The 20578-nt window shown below is 61.7% G+C and carries 19 protein-coding genes; 13 read left to right on the forward strand and 6 right to left on the reverse strand.

The features are described 5' to 3' along the window. Positions 1–3: 3 nt before the first annotated feature. Together lldD and GV002_RS04645 are read right to left on the reverse strand one after the other, a co-directional pair. A complete protein-coding gene (gene lldD, locus GV002_RS04640; protein WP_064494883.1) occupies positions 4–1143 on the reverse strand; it encodes an FMN-dependent L-lactate dehydrogenase LldD in 1140 nt (379 codons plus the stop codon). 82 nt (positions 1144–1225) lie between these two features. After that, entirely contained in the window at positions 1226–2920 is a 1695-nt protein-coding gene (locus GV002_RS04645; protein WP_160017267.1) for an L-lactate permease, read from the reverse strand. Between the two features lie 295 nt (positions 2921–3215). Here GV002_RS04645 and GV002_RS04650 point away from each other — a divergent pair, with 295 nt between their 5' ends. Then, on the forward strand, positions 3216–3989 hold the full coding sequence (locus tag GV002_RS04650) for an FCD domain-containing protein (protein WP_160017268.1): 774 nt from the start codon (positions 3216–3218) through the stop codon (positions 3987–3989). Between the two features lie 207 nt (positions 3990–4196). Here GV002_RS04650 and smpB read toward each other — a convergent pair whose 3' ends face one another. Further along, on the reverse strand, positions 4197–4679 hold the full coding sequence (gene smpB / locus GV002_RS04655; protein WP_017675350.1) for an SsrA-binding protein SmpB: 483 nt from the start codon (positions 4677–4679) through the stop codon (positions 4197–4199). Between the two features lie 139 nt (positions 4680–4818). Between smpB and GV002_RS04660 the strand changes: the two genes are divergently transcribed. The 3 genes from GV002_RS04660 to GV002_RS04670 are packed head-to-tail and all read left to right on the forward strand — an operon-like array spanning position 4819 to position 6970. Further along, positions 4819–6222: a sodium-dependent transporter gene (locus GV002_RS04660; protein WP_160017269.1), complete on the forward strand. Its 1404-nt coding sequence runs from the start codon at positions 4819–4821 to the stop codon at positions 6220–6222. Next, positions 6223–6657 carry a type II toxin-antitoxin system RatA family toxin gene (locus GV002_RS04665; RefSeq protein ID WP_160017270.1) on the forward strand — a complete coding sequence of 145 codons (435 nt, stop codon included), beginning with the start codon at positions 6223–6225 and terminating at the stop codon, positions 6655–6657. Further along, entirely contained in the window at positions 6650–6970 is a 321-nt protein-coding gene (locus GV002_RS04670; protein WP_160017271.1) for an RnfH family protein, read from the forward strand. Before GV002_RS04665 ends, GV002_RS04670 begins: the two co-directional genes overlap by 8 nt. A 69-nt stretch (positions 6971–7039) precedes the next feature. On the opposite strand, the gene GV002_RS04675 is transcribed toward GV002_RS04670, so the two are convergent. Next, positions 7040–7558, reverse strand: coding sequence for an outer membrane protein assembly factor BamE (locus GV002_RS04675; protein WP_160017272.1), 519 nt, complete (start codon positions 7556–7558; stop codon positions 7040–7042). A 94-nt stretch (positions 7559–7652) separates the two neighbouring features. Between GV002_RS04675 and fur the strand changes: the two genes are divergently transcribed. Further along, positions 7653–8057 carry a ferric iron uptake transcriptional regulator gene (fur, locus tag GV002_RS04680; protein WP_003240531.1) on the forward strand — a complete coding sequence of 135 codons (405 nt, stop codon included), beginning with the start codon at positions 7653–7655 and terminating at the stop codon, positions 8055–8057. 84 nt (positions 8058–8141) lie between these two features. Here fur and recN read toward each other — a convergent pair whose 3' ends face one another. Beyond that, positions 8142–9818 carry a DNA repair protein RecN gene (gene recN / locus GV002_RS04685; RefSeq protein ID WP_160017273.1) on the reverse strand — a complete coding sequence of 559 codons (1677 nt, stop codon included), beginning with the start codon at positions 9816–9818 and terminating at the stop codon, positions 8142–8144. 157 nt (positions 9819–9975) lie between these two features. Between recN and grpE the strand changes: the two genes are divergently transcribed. From grpE to GV002_RS04725, 8 genes are all read left to right on the forward strand, one after another. Continuing rightward, the gene (gene grpE, locus GV002_RS04690) at positions 9976–10545 is read left to right on the forward strand and encodes a nucleotide exchange factor GrpE (protein ID WP_160017274.1); all 570 of its coding nucleotides are present in this window, start codon (positions 9976–9978) and stop codon (positions 10543–10545) included. Between the two features lie 99 nt (positions 10546–10644). Next, complete coding sequence (gene dnaK / locus GV002_RS04695) at positions 10645–12561, forward strand: molecular chaperone DnaK (protein WP_160017275.1); 1917 nt, start codon at positions 10645–10647, stop codon at positions 12559–12561. Between the two features lie 135 nt (positions 12562–12696). Next, entirely contained in the window at positions 12697–13824 is a 1128-nt protein-coding gene (gene dnaJ, locus GV002_RS04700) for a molecular chaperone DnaJ (protein WP_160017276.1), read from the forward strand. Positions 13825–13871: 47 nt separating this feature from the next. Further along, positions 13872–14675, forward strand: coding sequence for a 4-hydroxy-tetrahydrodipicolinate reductase (gene dapB, locus GV002_RS04705; RefSeq protein WP_160017277.1), 804 nt, complete (start codon positions 13872–13874; stop codon positions 14673–14675). Positions 14676–14865: 190 nt separating this feature from the next. Beyond that, positions 14866–16014, forward strand: a complete 1149-nt coding sequence (gene carA / locus GV002_RS04710) for a glutamine-hydrolyzing carbamoyl-phosphate synthase small subunit (protein WP_160017278.1) — start codon at positions 14866–14868, stop codon at positions 16012–16014. A 36-nt stretch (positions 16015–16050) separates the two neighbouring features. After that, entirely contained in the window at positions 16051–19272 is a 3222-nt protein-coding gene (gene carB, locus GV002_RS04715) for a carbamoyl-phosphate synthase large subunit (RefSeq protein ID WP_160017279.1), read from the forward strand. Continuing rightward, positions 19269–19745 carry a transcription elongation factor GreA gene (gene greA / locus GV002_RS04720; RefSeq protein WP_160017280.1) on the forward strand — a complete coding sequence of 159 codons (477 nt, stop codon included), beginning with the start codon at positions 19269–19271 and terminating at the stop codon, positions 19743–19745. Before carB ends, greA begins: the two co-directional genes overlap by 4 nt. Further along, positions 19723–20163: a DUF4149 domain-containing protein gene (locus GV002_RS04725; protein ID WP_160017281.1), complete on the forward strand. Its 441-nt coding sequence runs from the start codon at positions 19723–19725 to the stop codon at positions 20161–20163. The genes greA and GV002_RS04725 overlap by 23 nt, the downstream gene beginning before the upstream one ends. Positions 20164–20235: 72 nt before the next feature. On the opposite strand, the gene yhbY is transcribed toward GV002_RS04725, so the two are convergent. After that, the gene (gene yhbY / locus GV002_RS04730) at positions 20236–20547 is read right to left on the reverse strand and encodes a ribosome assembly RNA-binding protein YhbY (RefSeq protein ID WP_045736364.1); all 312 of its coding nucleotides are present in this window, start codon (positions 20545–20547) and stop codon (positions 20236–20238) included. Between the last annotated feature and the right edge of the window lie 31 nt (positions 20548–20578).

A 20578-nucleotide genomic window follows, 5' to 3' on the forward strand; every position in this document is an offset into this window, starting at 1 on the left:
GGCTCAACGCTCCTTTACCAGCAGATCCGGAGTGATTTCGGCGATGGACTTGGCACCGGTCAGCACCATGGCCACGCGCATTTCCTTCTCGATCAGGTCGAGCAGGTTGCTCACACCGGCGCCACCGGCAGCGGCCAGGGCGTAGAGGAAGGCGCGGCCGAGCAGCACGGTGTCGGCGCCAAGGGCGAGCATGCGCACTACGTCGAGGCCGGTGCGGATGCCGGAGTCGGCGAGAATCTTCAGCTCGCCCTTGACCGCGTCGGCGATGGCCGGCAGGGCGCGGGCGCTGGACAGCACGCCGTCGAGCTGACGACCGCCGTGGTTGGAGACGATGATGCCGTCGGCGCCGAAGGTCACGGCATCTCGGGCGTCTTCGGGGTCGAGGATGCCCTTGATCACCATCGGGCCGTCCCAGAAGTCGCGGATCCATTCCAGGTCCTTCCAGGAAATCGACGGGTCGAAGTTGGCGCCCAGCCAGCCGATATAGTCGGCCAAGCCGGTCGGATTGCCGCGGTAGGCGGAGATGTTGCCCAGGTCATGCGGTTTGCCCATCAGGCCGACGTCCCAGGCCCATTGCGGGTGAGTCATGGCCTGCAGCATGCGGCGCAGTGCAGCGTTCGGGCCACTCATGCCGGAGTGCGCGTCACGGTAGCGGGCGCCGGGCACGGGCATGTCGACGGTGAACACCAGTGTCGAGCAGCCGGCGGCCTTGGCGCGCTCCAGTGCGTTCTTCATGAAGCCGCGGTCTTTCAGCACGTAGAGCTGGAACCACATCGGCCGATCGATGGCCGGGGCCACTTCCTCGATCGGGCACACTGAAACGGTGGACAGGGTAAAGGGAATGCCCTTGGCCGCTGCTGCCTTGGCGGCCTGCACTTCACCACGACGAGCGAACATGCCGGTCAGGCCGACGGGTGCCAGGCCTACCGGCATCGACATCTTCTCACCGAACAGCTCGGTGGACAGGTCCAGCTCGGACATGTTCTTCAGCACGCGCTGGCGCAGTTCGATGTCCGACAGGTCGGCGACGTTACGGCGCAGGGTGTGCTCGGCGTAGGCGCCGCCATCGGCGTAATGGAACAGGAAGGGCGGCAGCCTGCGTTGAGCGGCAGCGCGATAGTCGGTCGAGGCAGAAATGATCATGGGCTCATCCTGTTGCTGAAAAGGGGAAGCGTAGCCTGACGGCAAATGCCCCGACGATGTCGGGGCGGGCACTAACAGTCGATCAGCGGGTCATCAGCGGATCGCTGACACCCAGCACATAGATCGCGATCATCGCGATGATGCCGGTGAACAGCAGGTAGTACAGCGTCGGCCAGATGGTCTTGCGCAGGGTACTGCCTTCACGGCCGAGCAGGCCAACGGTGGCCGAAGCCGCTACCACGTTGTGGATCGCCACCATGTTGCCGGCGGCGGCGCCAACGGCCTGGACCGCGACGATCAGCGCGCTGGAGATACCCAGGCTGCTGGCCACGCCGAACTGGAACTGGCTGAACATCATGTTGCTGACGGTGTTGGAGCCGGCGATGAAGGCCCCCAGGGCACCGATGCTCGGGGCCAGCAGCGGATAGATGCCGCCAACACTGTCGGCCACCCAGCGCGCCATGAGGATCGGCATGCTGGCCAGCTCGGCGCCGTTGACGCCGGAGTTGATCAGGATACGCACCATCGGCACGGTGAACAGCAACACGAAGCCGGCGCTGAGCAATACGCTGGACGACTCTTTCACCGCCTTGCCCAGGTCACGTGCCTTCATGCCATGCAGGAAGAAGGTGGCCAGCACCACGGCAACCAGAATGCCGCCCGGCAGGTACAGCGGCTGGAAGTTGGCGCTGACGCCGGCTTCGCCCATCAGGTCCGGGAAATTCACCACTACCGCTTTCAGCGCGTTGCCCACTTCCGGGAATACACGGCTGATAACCAGCAGGGCGCCGACCAGCACATAGGGTAGCCAGGCGCGCAGTGCGCTCATCGGTTTGGCGGTCAGTTCGTCCAGTTTCATCTCGACGGTGCCCAGCCACTCGCTCGGCCATTTGTCCGCCGGGGCGAAGTCCCAGGTCTTCTTCGGCACCAGGAAGCCAAAGCGTGCGGCGCTGGTGACGATGGCCAGGCCGATCAGGCCGCCCAGCAGCGACGGAAATTCCGGGCCGAGGAAGACGCCGGTGAATACATACGGTACGACGAAGGCCAGCCCGGCGAAAATCGCGAACGGCATGACCTCCAGGCCAGCTTTCCAGCTTTTCTCCTGACCGAAGAAGCGCGTCAGCATCATCGCCATGATGACCGGCATGACTACGCCAACGGTGGCATGGATGATCGCCACTTCACTGGTGATCAACTGCAGGAACTGCGCCCAGGACGAACCCTGCTCGACCAGCTGTGCACCGATGGTGGCGGTATCCAGGCCGGTATTGAGGCCGACGATGATCGGTGTACCGACGGCGCCGAAGGATACCGGCGTGCTTTGTACCAGCATGCCCATCAGCACGGCTGCCATCGCCGGGAAACCGATGGCCACCAGCAGCGGTGCAGCGATGGCGGCTGGCGTACCGAAGCCCGATGCGCCCTCGATGAAGCAACCGAACAGCCAGGCGATGATGATCGCCTGGATGCGCCGGTCAGGGCTGATGGTGGTGAAGCCGGCACGAATGGCGGTGATGCCACCGGAGTGCTTGAGGGTGTTCAGCAGCAGGATGGCGCCGAAAATGATCCACAGCAGGCCGAGGGTGATCAGCAAGCCTTGCAGGGTGGAGGCCAGGACGCGGTTGAAGGTCATGTCCCAGGCGAACAGGCCGACAGCGGCAGTCACCAGGTAGACCAGCGGCATGGCGTGTTTGGCCGGCCAGCGCAGACCGATCAGCAGAACGGCAGCGAGCAGAATCGGCGAGAACGCCAGCAGGGCGAGAATTCCGTTGGACATTGAGTCTTACTCCACACGAACGCGCAGCTGGCGCGGCAGGGATGAGGCGTGATCGAACAGGCTTGCAGCGCGTAGGGCTGTCATGGCATGACCTCGATGGTTTGTTGTTCTTGTTGGTTAAATTGGTAATACCAATTTACAAAACAGCGGGCTCAGGTTAAAAGTTGCTCAATGGACTGTCAAATCGGGAGGCTAAGACTTTGGTCGTAGTGTGCTTGCTTGTTCAGCGAAGAAGGGCGCTATAGGCTTGCCCTGTCGGGCCTTCAGCCTGGTCAAACCAATGGAGATGTGGGTGATGGAAGTAGGTCAGGTGCGGCAGCGTCGTCTCTCCGATGACATCGTCGCGCAACTGGAAACCATGATTCTCGAGGGCACCTTGCGTGCCGGTGAGAGACTGCCTGCAGAGCGTGCGCTGGCCGAGCAGTTCGGTGTGTCTCGTCCGTCCCTGCGTGAAGCGATCCAGAAACTGGTGGCCAAGGGGCTGCTGGTCAGTCGTCAGGGTGGCGGTAACTATGTCGCCGAATCACTCGGCTCGACCTTCAGTGACCCGCTGTTGCAACTGCTGGAGCACAAGGAAGACGCTCAGCGCGACCTGCTGGAATTTCGTCACACGCTGGAAGGCTCTTGCGCCTACTACGCGGCCAGGCGTGCCACCGATATCGACCGCCAGCGTCTAACCGAAGCGTTCGAAGCCTTGCAGGATTGCTACGCGCGAGTTGGCAAGGTGACTCGCGCCGAAGAGGGCGCTGCCGATGCGCGTTTTCACCTGGCGATCGCCGAGGCCAGCCACAACGCCGTTCTGCTGCACACCATTCGTGGCTTGTTCGACCTGCTCAAGCGCAACGTGGTGACCAACATCGGCGGCATGTATGCCCAGCGCGAAGAGACCCGCGACATGCTGATCGGGCAGCATCGCGCGCTGTACAAGGCGATCATCGAAGGTCGCGCGGAAGACGCCCGCGAGCTCTCCAATCAGCACATCGACTATGTGCAGGAAGTGCTCTCGGAAGTGCAATTGGAGGCGCGGCGGGTGGAACGGGCGCAGCGGCGCGGGGCTGTCAGGCCGTAGGTACGCCCTGCGCACGGCTGCTGGCCCTCGTTGCGCTAATCCGGTTATGACTCGAAGGGAGATTTTGGTGCGCATGGCGCACCCTCAGGGATGTTGCGGCCGAGGCCGCAGGGTGCGCCGCGCGCACCGCACCGGCGGCGGCCTGCCTGCGTTCCGCTTCGCCCTACGTCTTGAGCTTTTCTTAAGGCTTGAAGCTTGCAGCTGCTCTTAGTCGTCCTTGCCCTTGCTGCGCATCGCGCGCTGAACCTCGCGGTCGGCGTCACGTTCCTTCTCGGTGTGGCGCTTGTCGAAGTCCTTCTTGCCCTTGGCCAGGGCAATCTCGCATTTGACCAGATGCTGCTTCCAGTACAGCGACAGCGCCACGGCGGTGTAGCCCTTCTGCTGCACGGAGCCGAACAGCTTTTCCAGCTCGCGTTTGTTCAACAGCAGCTTGCGCGTGCGGGTCGGGTCGGCGATGACATGGGTGCTGGCAGTTTTCAGTGGCGTGATGTGGCAGCCCATCAACCAGGCCTCATCGTCCTTGAGTAGCACGTAGCTGTCGACCAGCTGTGCCTTGCCGGCACGCAGGCTCTTCACTTCCCAGCCGGACAGCACCAGGCCGGCCTCGAACTTGTGTTCGATGAAATAGTCATGCAGCGCCTTTTTGTTCAGCGCGATGGTGCCTTGAGGATGTTTCTTTTGCTTAGCCATAGGGCGCGCATTATAGGGAGTCGTCCGCGCCTGCGCTATGGGGCTCTCCTGGCCGGTTGCCGGCTTACGCTTGAGCCTGCCGGGTGAATCTCCGACAATGCGCGATCTTTTTTTCCCGCAGTATGGGGTCTTGGCCGCAATGGCGAGCGACAACGTTTCGATTCATGGTGCCTGGGCCAGTCGCTGGGTGTTCATTCTGGCAGCGACCGGTTCGGCGGTCGGTCTCGGCAATATCTGGAAATTCCCCTACATGACCGGGGTCTACGGCGGCGGTGCGTTCGTCGTCATGTACCTGTTCTGCATCGCCCTGGTGGGTGTGCCGATCATGCTGGCGGAAACCCTGATCGGTCGCCGTGGCCGGCAGAGCCCGGTCAATGCGATGAAGAGTCTGGCGATCGAAGCCGGAGCCTCGAAGCACTGGTCGCTGGCTGCGCTGATGGGGATGGTCGCCGCGCTACTGATTCTGTCGTTCTACAGCGTGGTCGCCGGTTGGTCGCTGGATTACATCATCGGCATGGGCCGTGGCGACTTCACCGGCATCAGCGCCGATGGGGCTGGTGCGGCGTTCGGCGGTCTGACTTCCGATCCGTGGCGGCTGACCCTGTGGCATAGCCTGTTCATGCTGATCACCGCGTTCGTCATCGCCAAGGGGGTGGTGGCGGGTCTGGAGCGCAGCTTGCGTATCATGATGCCGCTACTGTTCGTGCTGTTGCTGGTGCTGTTGGGCTACAGCTTTACCACCGGGCATTTCCGCGAAGGTTTCGACTTCCTCTTCCATTTCGACCCGAGCAAGGTGCAGGACGGCATTCTGGCTGCCATGGGTCATGCCTTCTTCACTTTGAGCGTGGGTGTGGGTTCGATCATGGTCTATGGCGCTTACATGCCGAAGAAGGCTTCGATAGGCGCTACGGTGCTGACCGTCGGCGTGCTCGATACCCTGGTGGCGCTGACTGCGGGTCTGGCGCTGTTCCCCATCGTCTTTGCCGCCGGCCTGGAGCCGGGTGGTGGGCCGGGGCTGATGTTCGTCACCCTGCCGATTGCCTTCGGCAATATCGCTTTCGGTCAGGTGATGGGGTTGATCTTCTTCGTACTGGTGGCTGTTGCAGCATGGAGTTCGTCGATCTCCATGCTGGAGCCGGCCGTAGCCTACTTCGTCGAGAAAACCGGGCGTAGCCGCGCGCAGGTAACCGCCGTGCTGGCGCTGCTGTGCTGGCTGGTGGGGATGGGCACGGTGCTGTCGTTCAATCTTTGGGCCGAGGCCAAGTTCTTCGTCTTCGCCGAGGACGGTTTCCATCTGTTGCAGTGGGGCGCTGAGGGCGGCAAGACGTTCTTCGACAGCATCGATTACCTCACCAGCCGTATCCTGCTGCCGCTGGGCGGGCTGTCTTTCGCCATGTTCGCCGGTTGGGTGCTGAGCCGTGATGCTGTGCGTGAAGAGTTGTCCATCAGAAGCCCGCTGCTGTTCAATCTGGCCCTCTGGCTGATTCGCGTCGTGGCGCCAATCGGCGTGCTGATCGTTTTCATCGCGGAGCTGAGCAAGTAAATGGCTACTCGAATCCAGCGTTCGGCGTTGCTGCCGTACCCGGCTCAGGCACTGTTCGATCTCGTCAACGATGTGGCCGGTTACCCGCAATTTCTGCCCTGGTGCAGCGCCAGTGAGGTATTGGAGGTCAGCGAGACGCACATGCTGGCCAGCCTCGAAGTGGCCAAGGGTGGCATCGGCCAGCGCTTCGTCACGCGTAATGTCCTGCAGCCTGGGCAGCGTATCGAGATGAACCTGCAGGAAGGGCCTTTCACCAGCCTGCATGGCGTCTGGGAATTCAAGGCGTTGGGTGACAAGGCCTGCAAGATCAGTCTGGACCTGACCTTCGACTATGCCGGGCCACTGGTGCGTGCCACGCTGGGCCCGTTGTTCAATCAGGCGGCCAATACCATGGTCGATGCCTTCTGCCAGCGAGCCAAACAGCTGTATGGATAAGCCCAGTATCGCCATCGAAGTGGTCTATGCCCTTGCCGAACGGCAGAAGCTCCTGCGTCTGTCCGTACCGGCAGGCACCACTGTACGCGAGGCCGCGCTGCGTTCTGGTATGCAGCAGTTCTTTCCGGAGCTGGATCTGAGCCAGGCGCCACTGGGTATTTTTGGCAAGGCGGTAGGCAAGCCGGAAGAGCGAGTGCTGGAGGAAGGGGAGCGAGTCGAGATCTATCGGCCGTTGATCGCCGACCCGAAGGAGGTACGCAAGCAGCGTGCGGCCAAAGCCAAGGCCAGGGAAGAAGGCGAAGAGTCGAACTGACCCAGCAGGTCGTAAGGCGGTAGATATGAAAAAGCCCAGATTCGCTCCGGGCTTTTTCGTGTCCGCGTGTTACTGCGGATCGGTGTCCAGCGGCTCGGGAATCGGGACCGGAACGGTTTCGACCTGATCCACCTCACGCTGAATCTGCTCCAGCAAAGAGCCTGGCGCCGGCGGGGTTTCGTCCTGTGGTTTGGCTTGCGGCTGCGCACTGCTGGTGTCGCTGCCTTCGCCCATGATGGCCTGGTCACGGCTGACGCCGGGCATGAAGTCGCCGGCCAGACCGACCAGTTGGTCGCTGCCGTCGAATACCAGACTGACGCGTTCCTGCAGGCGCTGACCACCGCCAGGCTGGAGGCTGTACAGATAATCCCAGCGATCGGCATGGAAGGTGTCGGTGATCAACGGGTTGCCCATGATAAACCGCACTTGGCGTCGGGTCATTCCCGGGCGCAGCTGGTCTATCATGTCCTGTGTCACGACATTGCCCTGTTGAATGTCGATCTTGTAAACCCCGGGGAATGAACAACCGGCGAGTGCGAAGAGCCCGGTCAGCGACAGGCTGGTCAGCAAGAGCTTGGTTTTTTGCATCGGAGGGTGACTTCCACTATCTTGGGCAACTTGAACCCCGGATCATACCCGTATTGAAGGGTGCTGCGAAGCAGCATCCATGAGAAAGCAGACCATGGTTGAAAATAACGAACTGCGCAAAGCTGGACTGAAGGTGACTCTGCCGCGAGTCAAAATCCTGCAAATGCTCGATAACGCCGAGCACCGCCACATGAGTGCGGAGGATGTCTACAAGGCCCTGATGGAGGCGGGTGAGGACGTTGGCCTGGCCACCGTGTACCGCGTGCTGACTCAGTTCGAGGCTGCCGGCCTGGTGGTGCGTCACAACTTCGATGGCGGTCATGCCGTATTCGAGTTGGCTGACAGCGGCCATCACGACCATATGGTCTGCGTCGACTCTGGTGAAGTGATCGAGTTCTTCGACGCCGAGATCGAGAAGCGCCAGAAGGAGATCGTCAAGGAGCACGGTTTCGAGCTGGTCGATCACAATCTGGTGCTGTACGTACGCAAGAAGAGCTGATCCTTCTGCGGCAATGAGAAAGGCGACCCTCGGGTCGCCTTTTTTACTTTGCCGTGGCCCGGATTGCATCCGAGCTACGTTGCGTCAGGCAGCCTGGGCGCTGGTGACCATCTTGCGGGCGTGAGCCAGGGATTCTTCGGTCAGGTCGACGCCGCCGAGCATGCGGGCGATTTCCTCGACGCGGCCGCTCTCGTCCAGCTTGCTCACGGCGGTAGACGTGGCATCTTCGCCGCGACGCTTGTGCACGAACAGATGCTGATGGCCCTGCGCGGCGACTTGCGGCAGGTGGGTGACGCACAGTACCTGACCGCGTTCGCCAAGGCGGCGCAGCAACTGCCCGACCACTTCGGCGGTCGGGCCGCCGATACCGACGTCCACTTCGTCGAACACCAGGGTCGGTACGCGCGAGGTCTGTGCGGTGATCACCTGGATCGCCAGGCTGATACGTGACAGTTCACCACCGGAGGCTACCTTGGCCAAGCCGCGTAGCGGCTGGCCAGGGTTGGCGCTGACCAGGAACTCCACTGTCTCCAGGCCGCTGGCATGCGGTTCTTCGCTGCTCATGGCCTGGAGCTGGATATTGAAACGGCCGCCGGGCATGCCCAGCGCCTGCATTTCTTGCGCAACTGCTGCGGCCAGGCGTTCAGCGGCATTGCTGCGTAGTGCGCTGAGTTCGGCTGCCTTTGCCTGGTAATGGCGTTCATAGGCTGCCAGCTCTTCGGCCAGGCGTTCGCTGGCCTGGTCGTCGGCATTCAGGCCCTCAAGCTCTTCGAACAACTGCTGCTGCAGGGCGGCCAGTTCGGCTGGTTGAATGCGGTGTTTGCGTGCCAGGGTGTAGATGGTGTCCAGGCGCTCTTCGAGAAACTGCTGACGCTCCGGGTCGGCGTCGAAGTGATCGAGGAAGCGATTCAGCTCGCCGACGGCTTCTTCCACCTGGATCTGTGCGCTGGCCAGCAGGTTGCTGGCTTCGTTCAAGGCGCCGCCCTGGCCACCAAAGGCGCCCAGGCGGTTGAGGCTGGCGGTCAGTGCAGACAGCACGTTGCCGGCATCGCTCTCGCTGCACAGGTCGAGCACCTGGCGACAAGCCGCAAGTAGCGCTTCAGCATTACTCAGGGCCTTGTGCTCCTGTTCCAGCTGTTCCAGTTCGTTGTCGCCCAGCGCCAGATTTTCCAGCTCTTCCAGTTGGTAGCTGAGCAGTTGGTGGCGCGCGCGTTGTTCGTCGCCCTGACTGGAAATACGTTCCAGCTCGTTGCGCGTCTGCTTCCAGCGCTGCGCGGCGAGTTGCACCTGGCGCGCGAGATCCTGGCTACCGGCATATTCGTCGAGCAGGCGACGGTGGGTATCGGTCTTGAGCAGCGACTGATGCTCGTGCTGGCTGTGGATATCGATGATCAGCTCGCCAAGGGCCTTGAGGTCGGCCTGCGGGCAGGGGCTGCCGTTGATATAGCCGCGCGAGCGGCCTTCGGCGGTGATCACCCGACGCAGGATGCACGGGCCGTCGTTGTCCAGATCCCGCTCGGCGAGCCAGGTGCGGGCTTCGGGAATGTCCGCCAGGTCGAAGCTGGCGAGAATGTCAGCCTTGTCTGCGCCTGGGCGTACCACGCCGCTGTCGGCGCGATCACCCAGGCACAGGCCGAGAGCGTCGAGCATGATCGACTTGCCGGCACCAGTCTCGCCGCTGATGGCGCTCATGCCGGCATCCAGCTCGAGATCCAGGTGGTCGACGATGGCGTAGTTGTGAATGGACAGGTGCACCAGCATGGCGAACGCTCCCGAATTGATGTCTGGTTATTTATACAGTGTTTTTTCTTTCTCTGGCAATCCTCCCTATTGCCCCTTGAAACCTGTGGAATTGACTCCATATAGGCGGCAGGAGCGCGAGTCGATATCGCGCCAGTTTTTTCGAGAGGAGAAAGGCATGGCTGACGAACAGACCCTGGATACGCAGAATTCCGAGGCGCAGGCAGCAGAAGCTGTGGCGCCTGGTGACGACCTGGCTGCTCGCGTGCAAACGCTGGAAGAGCAACTGGCCGCTGCGCAGGATCAGTCGCTGCGCATGGCTGCCGACCTGCAAAACGTGCGTCGTCGCGCGGAGCAGGATGTAGAGAAGGCACACAAGTTTGCGCTGGAAAAGTTCGCTGGCGATCTGCTGCCGGTAATCGACAGCCTGGAGCGCGGCCTGGAGCTGTCCAGCCCTGACGACGTATCGATCAAGGCCGTGCGTGAGGGCATGCAACTGACCCTCAAGCTGTTCCATGACACCCTAGCTCGCTACAACCTGGAAGCCATCGACCCGCATGGTGCGCCGTTCAACCCGGAGCATCACCAGGCCATGGCCATGGAAGAGAGCGTTCATGCCGAGCCGAACTCGGTGCTCAAGGTGTTCCAGAAGGGCTATCTGCTCAATGGTCGCCTGCTGCGTCCGGCCATGGTCGTGGTCAGCAAGGCGCCAATGACGCCGCCGCCGAGTATCGACGAGCAGGCTTGAAAACAGCCGTAACGACCCCATTTTTAAGTCAAGCGTTTTAGTGCTGCCGGCGCCTTAGAAACGAGGCGACGGAAAAATCAAAGTTTCGGGAGAATATTCATGGGCAAAATTATCGGTATCGACCTGGGGACCACCAACTCCTGTGTCTCCATTCTGGAAAATGGCAACGTCAAGGTCATCGAGAACGCCGAAGGCGCTCGTACCACGCCGTCCATCATCGCTTACGCCAACGACGGTGAAATCCTTGTTGGCCAGTCGGCCAAGCGTCAGGCTGTGACCAATCCGCACAACACCCTGTATGCGGTGAAGCGTCTGATCGGTCGTCGCTTCGACGAAGAAGTCGTGCAGAAAGACATTCAGATGGTGCCGTACAAGATCGCCAAGGCTGACAACGGTGACGCCTGGGTCGAAGTCAACGGCCAGAAAATGGCACCGCCGCAAATCTCGGCTGAAATTCTCAAGAAGATGAAGAAGACCGCCGAGGACTACCTGGGCGAGCCAGTCACCGAAGCGGTCATCACCGTTCCGGCCTACTTCAACGACAGTCAGCGTCAGGCCACCAAGGATGCCGGTCGCATCGCTGGTCTGGACGTCAAGCGCATCATCAACGAGCCGACTGCGGCTGCGCTGGCCTATGGCATGGACAAGGCCAAGGGTGACCATACCGTGATCGTCTATGACCTGGGTGGCGGTACCTTCGACGTTTCCGTGATCGAGATCGCCGAAGTCGATGGCGAGCACCAGTTCGAAGTGTTGGCCACCAACGGTGACACCTTCCTTGGCGGTGAAGACTTCGACATTCGTCTGATCGACTACCTCGTCGACGAATTCAAGAAAGAAACCGGCATGAACCTCAAGGGCGACCCGCTGGCCATGCAGCGCCTCAAGGAAGCCGCCGAGAAGGCCAAGATCGAGCTGTCCTCGAGCCAGCAGACCGACGTCAACCTGCCGTACATCACTGCAGATGCCACCGGTCCGAAGCACCTGAACGTGAAGATCTCCCGTTCCAAGCTCGAATCGCTGGTCGAAGACCTGGTACAGCGCACCATCGAACCTTGCCGTATCGCGCTGAAGGATGCCGGTGTCGACGTCGGTTCGATCAACGATGTGATTCTGGTCGGTGGTCAGACCCGCATGCCGCTGGTGCAGAAGCTGGTGACCGAGTTCTTCGGCAAGGAAGCGCGCAAGGACGTCAACCCGGACGAAGCCGTTGCCATGGGCGCAGCGATTCAGGGCGCCGTTCTGGCCGGTGACGTCAAGGACGTGCTGCTGCTCGACGTATCACCGCTGACCCTGGGTATCGAAACCATGGGTGGCGTGATGACTGCGTTGATCGAGAAGAACACCACCATTCCGACCAAGAAGTCGCAGGTGTTCTCCACTGCCGATGACAACCAGAGCGCCGTGACCATTCACGTGCTGCAGGGTGAGCGCAAGCAGGCCGCACAGAACAAGTCGCTAGGCAAGTTCGACCTGGCCGAAATTCCGCCGGCTCCGCGTGGCGTGCCGCAGATCGAAGTGACCTTCGACATCGATGCCAACGGTATCCTGCACGTTTCCGCCAAGGACAAGGCCACTGGCAAGCAGCAGTCCATCGTGATCAAGGCCAACTCCGGTCTGTCCGATGATGAAATCGAGCGTATGGTGCGCGACGCCGAGGCCAACGCCGAGGAAGACCGCAAGTTCGAAGAGTTGGCCACTGCGCGTAACCAGGGCGATCAGTTGGTGCACGCCACCCGCAAGATGCTCACCGAGGCTGGCGACAAGGCCACTGCCGACGAGAAAGCGGCCATCGAGAAGGCCATTGGCGAACTGGAAGTGGCCGTGAAAGGCGACGACAAGGAAGCCATCGAGGCCAAGATGAACGCACTGTCCGAGGCCACCACGCCGCTGGCGCAGAAGATGTATGCCGAGCAACCACAGGGCGGTGCCGCCCAGGCTGACGCTGGCGACGCCAAGGATGCCGGTGACGACGTGGTCGACGCTGAGTTCGAAGAGGTCAAGGAGAACAAGTAAGGGATGCGGCCTGCTCGGCGGGCCGCCTCTTCTTTACGCTCCACCGTCGCTCGCGACGGGCAGGATTCGCCGCGCGGGAGCCTTCTCCCGCGTCGGCGTATCTGGAGCTCACGAATCTGAGAGTGCAGCACAACTATGGCAAAACGTGATTATTACGAGATCCTGGGGGTCGAGCGCGGCGCTAGTGAAGCCGAGCTGAAGAAGGCCTACCGGCGCCTGGCGATGAAATATCACCCGGACCGCAACCCGGACGACAAAGACGCCGAAGAGAAATTCAAGGAGGCCAACGAGGCCTACGAAGTACTTTCTGACGCGGCCAAGCGTTCGGCCTACGACCAATACGGCCACGCCGGGGTCGACCCGCAGATGGGCGGCGGTGGTGGCGCTGGTTTCGGTGGCGCCAACTTCTCCGATATTTTCGGCGACGTGTTCAGCGACTTCTTCGGCGGTGCTCGCGGCGGCTCGCGTGGCGGTGCCCAGCGCGGCTCGGATCTGCGCTATACCCTGGAGCTGGATTTGGAAGAAGCGGTGCGCGGCACCACCGTGACCATCCGCGTGCCGACCCTGGTCGGCTGCAAGACCTGCGATGGCTCGGGTGCGAAGAAGGGCGCCAGTCCGGTCACCTGTACCACCTGTGGCGGCATCGGCCAGGTGCGCATGCAGCAGGGCTTCTTCTCGGTGCAGCAGACCTGCCCGCGCTGCCATGGCAGCGGCAAGATGATCACCGACCCTTGCGGCAGCTGCCATGGTCAAGGTCGTGTGGAAGAGAGCAAGACGCTGTCGGTCAAGGTGCCGCCAGGTGTCGACACCGGTGATCGCATTCGTCTGTCCGGCGAAGGTGAGGCCGGCACGCATGGCGGTCCGGCCGGTGACCTGTATGTGGTGGTCAACGTCCGTGAGCATGCGATCTTCCAGCGTGATGGCAAGCATCTGTACTGCGAAGTGCCGATCAGCTTCGCCGATGCGGCGCTGGGCGGCGAACTGGAAGTGCCGACCCTCGACGGTCGGGTCAAGCTGAAGATTCCGGAAGGTACTCAGACCGGCAAGCTGTTCCGTCTGCGTGGCAAGGGCGTGGCTCCGGTGCGCGGTGGTGCGGCGGGTGATCTGATGTGCCGCGTCGCGGTGGAAACGCCGGTCAACCTGAACAAGCGCCAGCGCGAGCTGCTCGATGAGTTCCGCAAGTCGCTGCAGGGTGACGATTCCCACTCGCCCAAGGCCAGTGGCTGGTTCGAGGGCGTGAAGCGCTTCTTCGGCGACGTTTAATCCCAAAGCGCCCCGGTGATGCCGGGGCGACAGCTTGGAGCTGATGTATGCAACGTATTGCAGTGATGGGCGCCGCCGGGCGTATGGGCAAGACCCTGATCGAAGCTGTCAATCAGGCCGAGGGTGCCAAGCTCAGTGCCGCCATCGACCGCGCCGACAGCAGCCTGATCGGCGCCGATGCCGGCGAGCTGGTCGGGCTGGGCAAGATCGGTGTGACCCTGGCGGGCGACCTGAGTGCGGTGGTCGATGATTTCGATGTGCTGATCGACTTCACTCACCCGTCGGTGACGCTGAAGAATCTGGAAGTCTGCCGCCAGGCGGGCAAGGCCATGGTCATCGGCACCACCGGCTTCAGCGTGGAAGAGAAACAGCAGCTGAGCGAAGCGGCCAAGCAGATTCCTATCGTCTTTGCCGCCAACTTCAGCGTTGGTGTCAACCTGTGCCTGAAACTGCTGGATACCGCTGCCCGTGTATTGGGTGATGACGTGGATATCGAGATCATCGAGGCCCACCACCGCCATAAGGTCGATGCGCCATCCGGCACCGCGCTGCGCATGGGTGAAGTGGTTGCTGATGCCCTGGGGCGTGATCTGCAGAAGGTCGCTGTCTACGGTCGTGAAGGTCAGACTGGCGCGCGTGAGCGTGAAACCATTGGTTTCGCCACCGTGCGTGCCGGTGACGTGGTGGGTGATCACACCGTGCTGTTCGCTGCCGATGGCGAGCGCGTGGAGATCACTCACAAGGCCTCCAGCCGCATGACCTTCGCCAAGGGCGCGGTACGTTCGGCGCTATGGCTGCAGCAGCGTTCGCCTGCTCTGTACGACATGCAGGACGTATTGGGCCTGCGTTGACGCAAATGTGTGACTGAGGCGTCTTATCGGGTGGACCGAAAAAGGGTTTTCCTGTAAGCTTCCTGTTTTAGTGTGTCCACTAAAAGTTACGCAGAATGGCTCAAATAAAAAAGCGGGATGACCTTCACACGTCATCCCGCTTTTTTACAACCTGCGTTTGCTTCAAGCCTTGATCGAGACGGAGGTCTTCTTGACTAAGCCAGCCCCCAAACCTGCCATTCTGGCCCTTGCTGACGGCAGCATTTTTCGCGGCGATTCCATCGGGGCCGATGGCCAGACGATCGGAGAGGTGGTGTTCAACACCGCCATGACCGGCTATCAGGAAATCCTTACCGATCCATCCTATGCCCAGCAGATCGTTACCCTGACTTACCCGCACATCGGCAACACCGGCACCACGCCGGAAGATGCCGAGTCCAACCGCGTTTGGGCCGCTGGCCTGATCATTCGTGACCTGCCGCTGATCTCCAGCAACTGGCGCGACAAGCAACCGCTGGACGAATACCTGAAGGCCAACGGCACCGTCGCCATCGCCGGTATCGATACTCGCCGGCTGACTCGCATCCTGCGCGAGAAGGGTTCGCAGAATGGCTGCATCCTGGTCGGTGACGACGCCACGGAAGAGAAAGCACTGGAGCTGGCGCGCAGCTTCCCGGGCCTCAAGGGTATGGACCTGGCCAAGGTGGTCAGTTGCACCGAGCGCTACGAGTGGCGCGAAAGCACCTGGAACCTGCAGTCCGACAGCCATCCGGAAATTCCGGCCAGTGAGCTGCCTTACCACGTGGTCGCCTACGACTACGGCGTGAAGCTGAACATCCTGCGAATGCTGGTCGAGCGTGGCTGCCGCCTGACTGTGGTACCGGCGCAAACTCCGGCCAGCGACGTGCTGGCGCTCAATCCTGATGGTGTGTTCCTCTCCAACGGTCCTGGCGATCCCGAGCCGTGCGACTACGCGATCAAGGCGATCAAGGACGTTCTGGAAACCGATATCCCGGTATTCGGCATCTGCCTCGGCCATCAGCTGCTGGCCCTGGCTTCCGGTGCCAAGACCCTGAAAATGGGCCACGGCCACCACGGCGCCAACCACCCGGTGCAGGATCTCGACAGCGGCGTGGTGATGATCACCAGCCAGAACCACGGTTTCGCCGTGGACGAAAGCAGCCTGCCAGGCAACCTGCGTGCGATCCACAAGTCGCTGTTCGATGGCACCCTGCAGGGCATCGAGCGTACCGACAAGGACGCCTTCAGCTTCCAGGGCCACCCTGAGGCTAGCCCAGGCCCACACGATGTCGCCCCGCTGTTCGACCGCTTCATCGAAGCCATGGCCAAGCGCCGCTAAGCCCGCCGACTGACCTACGGATTCGAGAGAGAAAAAATGCCAAAACGTACAGACATCAAAAGTATCCTGATCCTCGGCGCCGGCCCCATCGTCATCGGCCAGGCCTGCGAGTTCGACTACTCCGGCGCCCAGGCATGCAAGGCGCTGAAGGAAGAAGGTTTCCGCGTCATCCTGGTGAACTCCAACCCGGCCACCATCATGACTGACCCGTCGATGGCGGACGCCACCTACATCGAGCCGATCAAGTGGGCCACCGTGGCCAAGATCATCGAGAAGGAGCGCCCCGACGCCCTGCTGCCGACCATGGGTGGCCAGACCGCGCTGAACTGCGCGCTGGATCTGGAGCGCCATGGCGTGCTGGAGAAATTCGGTGTCGAGATGATCGGTGCCAACGCCGACACCATCGACAAGGCTGAAGACCGTTCGCGCTTCGACAAGGCGATGAAGGACATCGGCCTGGCCTGTCCGGTATCCGGCATCGCCCACAGCATGGAAGACGCTTACGGCGTGCTGGAGAAGGTCGGCTTCCCGTGCATCATCCGTCCGTCCTTCACCATGGGCGGCACCGGCGGCGGCATCGCCTACAACCGTGAAGAGTTCGAAGAAATCTGCGCCCGCGGTCTCGACCTGTCGCCGACCAGCGAACTGCTGATCGACGAGTCGCTGATCGGCTGGAAGGAATACGAGATGGAGGTGGTCCGCGACAAGAAGGACAACTGCATCATCGTCTGCTCCATCGAGAACTTCGACCCGATGGGCGTGCACACCGGTGACTCGATCACCGTCGCGCCGGCACAGACCCTGACCGACAAGGAATACCAGATCCTGCGTAACGCATCCTTGGCGGTGCTGCGTGAGATCGGCGTGGAAACCGGCGGCTCCAACGTGCAGTTCGGTATCTGCCCGAACACCGGCCGTATGGTCGTGATCGAGATGAACCCGCGCGTCTCCCGCTCCTCGGCGCTGGCTTCCAAGGCCACCGGTTTCCCGATCGCCAAGATCGCTGCCAAGCTGGCTGTCGGTTACACCCTCGATGAGCTGTCCAACGACATCACTGGCGGGCGCACGCCGGCGTCGTTCGAACCGGCCATCGACTACGTGGTGACCAAGGTACCGCGCTTTGCCTTCGAGAAATTCCCGAAAGCCGACGCCCGCCTGACTACCCAGATGAAGTCCGTGGGCGAAGTCATGGCCATCGGCCGTACCTTCCAGGAGTCCATGCAGAAAGCCCTGCGCGGCCTGGAAGTGGGTGTTGCCGGCTTCGATCCGAAGCTCGACCTGAACGACCCGGAAGCCGAAAGCACTCTGCGTCGCGAGCTGACCGTGCCTAGCGCCGATCGTATCTGGTACGTGGCCGATGCCTTCCGCGCCGGCAAGACCGTCGCCGAAGTCTTCGAGCTGACCCGTATCGACGAGTGGTTCCTGGTGCAGATCGAGGATCTGGTCAAGGACGAGGCCGCCGTGCAGACCCTCGGTCTGTCGGCCATCGACCGCGACCTGATGTTCAAACTCAAGCGCAAGGGCTTCTCCGATGCGCGCCTGGCCAAGCTGCTGGGTGTTTCCGAGAAGAGCCTGCGTGCCCATCGCCACAAGCTCAAGGTGCTGCCGGTGTACAAGCGCGTGGACACCTGCGCCGCCGAGTTCGCCACTGACACCGCCTACATGTACTCGACCTATGAGGAAGAGTGCGAGGCCAATCCGTCGAGCCGTGAGAAGATCATGATCCTCGGTGGCGGCCCCAACCGTATCGGCCAAGGTATCGAATTCGACTACTGCTGCGTACACGCTGCGCTGGCCATGCGTGAAGACGGTTACGAGACCATCATGGTCAACTGCAACCCGGAAACCGTCTCCACCGACTACGACACGTCCGACCGCCTGTACTTCGAGCCGGTGACCCTGGAAGACGTGCTGGAAATCGTCCGCGTCGAGCAGCCCAAGGGCGTCATCGTCCAGTACGGCGGCCAAACCCCGCTGAAGATCTGTCGCGCGCTGGAAGAAGCGGGCGTGCCGATCATCGGCACCAGCCCCGAGGCCATCGACCGCGCCGAAGACCGCGAGCGCTTCCAGCAGATGGTTCAGCGCCTGAACCTGCGCCAGCCGGCCAACGCCACTGCGCGCAGCGAAGACGAGGCTCTCGCTCTGTCGAAGGGCATCGGTTACCCGATGGTGGTGCGTCCTTCCTACGTACTGGGCGGCCGGGCGATGGAAATCGTCTACCAGGAAGAAGAACTCAAGCGCTACATGCGCGAAGCGGTGAAAGTCTCCAACGACAGCCCGGTGCTGCTCGATCGCTTCCTCAACTGCGCCATCGAAGTGGACGTGGATGCGGTGTGCGACGGCGAGACCGTGGTGATCGGCGCGATCATGCAGCACATCGAACAGGCCGGCGTGCACTCTGGTGACTCCGCCTGCTCGCTGCCGCCTTACTCGCTGCCGATGCACATCCAGGACGAGATCCGCGACCAGGTCAAGAAAATGGCTCTGGAGCTCGGCGTGGTCGGTCTTATGAACGTGCAGATGGCCGTGCAGGGCGAGGACATCTACGTCATCGAGGTGAACCCGCGCGCCTCGCGTACCGTGCCGTTCGTCTCCAAGTGCGTCGGCGAGTCGCTGGCCAAGGTGGCTGCGCGCGTCATGGCTGGCAAGAGCCTGGCCGAGGCCGGTTACAGCAAGGAAATCATCCCGCCGTTCTTCAGCGTCAAGGAAGCGGTGTTCCCCTTCGCCAAGTTCCCCGGCGTCGATCCGATCCTTGGCCCGGAGATGAAGTCCACCGGTGAAGTCATGGGTGTCGGTGACACCTTCGGCGAAGCTTTCGCCAAGGCCCAGTTGGGTGCCAGCGAGATTCTGCCGAACTCCGGTTGCGCCTTCATCAGCGTACGTGAAGATGACAAGCCGGAAGCCGTTCAGGTCGCCCGTGATCTGGTCGCGCTGGGCTTCGAAGTAGTCGCCACTGCCGGCACCGCCAAGGTGATCGAGGCGGCTGGTCTGCCAGTTCGTCGGGTGAACAAGGTGACTGAAGGTCGCCCGCATGTCGTCGACATGATCAAGAACGACGAAGTGACCCTGATCATCAATACCACCGAGGGGCGTCAGTCGATTGCTGACTCCTACTCGATCCGTCGTAACGCCCTGCAGCACAAGATCTACTGCACCACCACCATCGCGGCGGGTCAGGCGGTCTGTGAAGCGCTCAAGTTCGGCCCGGAGAAGACTGTGCGCCGGCTGCAGGATCTGCATGCAGGAATCAAGGCATGATCAAATACCCAATGACCGTCCAGGGCGCTCGCGCCCTGGAAGAAGAGCTGGCGCACCTGACCAAGGTGGTTCGCCCGAAACTCAGTCAGGACATCGGTGAAGCCCGCGAACTGGGTGATCTCAAGGAAAACGCCGAGTACCACGCCGCGCGTGAGCAGCAAGGTATGGTCGAGGCGCGTGTGCGTGATATCGAAGGTCGTCTGCAGAACGCAGTAGTCATCGATGTCACTACCATCGAGCACACCGGCAAGGTGATCTTCGGCACCACGGTGGAAATCGCCAACGTCGAGACTGACGAAAGCGTGACCTACCAGATCGTTGGCGAAGACGAAGCCGACATCAAGCAGGGCAAGATCTCCGTCGGTTCACCCATTGCCCGTGCCCTGATCGGCAAGAACGAGGGTGATGTGGTGGCGGTGCAGACCCCCAGCGGCCTGATCGAGTACGAGATTGTCGAAGTCCGTCATATCTAAACCGCAACAACCGTCTCGGGCGGCTGCCGTCAGTTGGCAGCTCGCCCAGACCCTCTGGGTGGGCGGTTTGTGGTTGTTGCAGTTCGTCATTCTGCCGGCCATCGGCCAAAGCGGTCTGGCGCCTCTGCTGGTGCAGGAGATAGCCACGCGGCTGGTGCCGCTGCTGGTCGGTCTGACAGCGGTGTGCGTTGCGCTGCAGGCTTTTGCCTTGCTGCGCAGTGAAGGTCTATCGAGCCTGTTGCGGGATATGCGTGGGCAACTACTGCTGACCGTTGCGGTCATGGCCCTGAGCTACTTCGCTGTGTTGCGCTACTGGCCCGAGGTCGAGTACTGGCTGCGCTTCAGCTATCTGGTGATGGCATTTTGCGGGTTGCTGCTGGTGCTGCAGCCCGTGCCGGGGGCGCCGGTCAGGCGCTAACGGCGCGTGCAGGCGCGAATTCATTCGCGATCCGGGCGCGCCATGCTTGCCCGTGATCGCGATGCAAGCGCCTCAACCCTGGTAACGGATAACGTTGGACAGGTTGCGATTCGGCTTGGGGTTCTTGCGATAGAGCAGGGCGACCTTGCCAATCGACTGGACCAGTTCCGCGCGTCCGTTCTCGCACAGGGCTACAATGGCCGCCTGGCGATCCTCGCGTTCGGTGAGGCGCAGCTGTACCTTGATCAGCTCGTGATCGTTCAGGGCGCGGTCCAGTTCGGCCAGCACGCCCTCGGTCAAACCATTGTCAGCCACGATCAATACAGGTTTCAGGTGGTGGCCGATAGATTTGAATTGCTTCTTCTGCTCTTGAGTGAGCGGCATAATCGTTAGTACCTAATTCGGTCTGGAAAAC

The organism is Pseudomonas sp. 8O, from assembly GCF_902506495.1.
Lineage (GTDB): Bacteria > Pseudomonadota > Gammaproteobacteria > Pseudomonadales > Pseudomonadaceae > Aquipseudomonas > Aquipseudomonas chaetocerotis.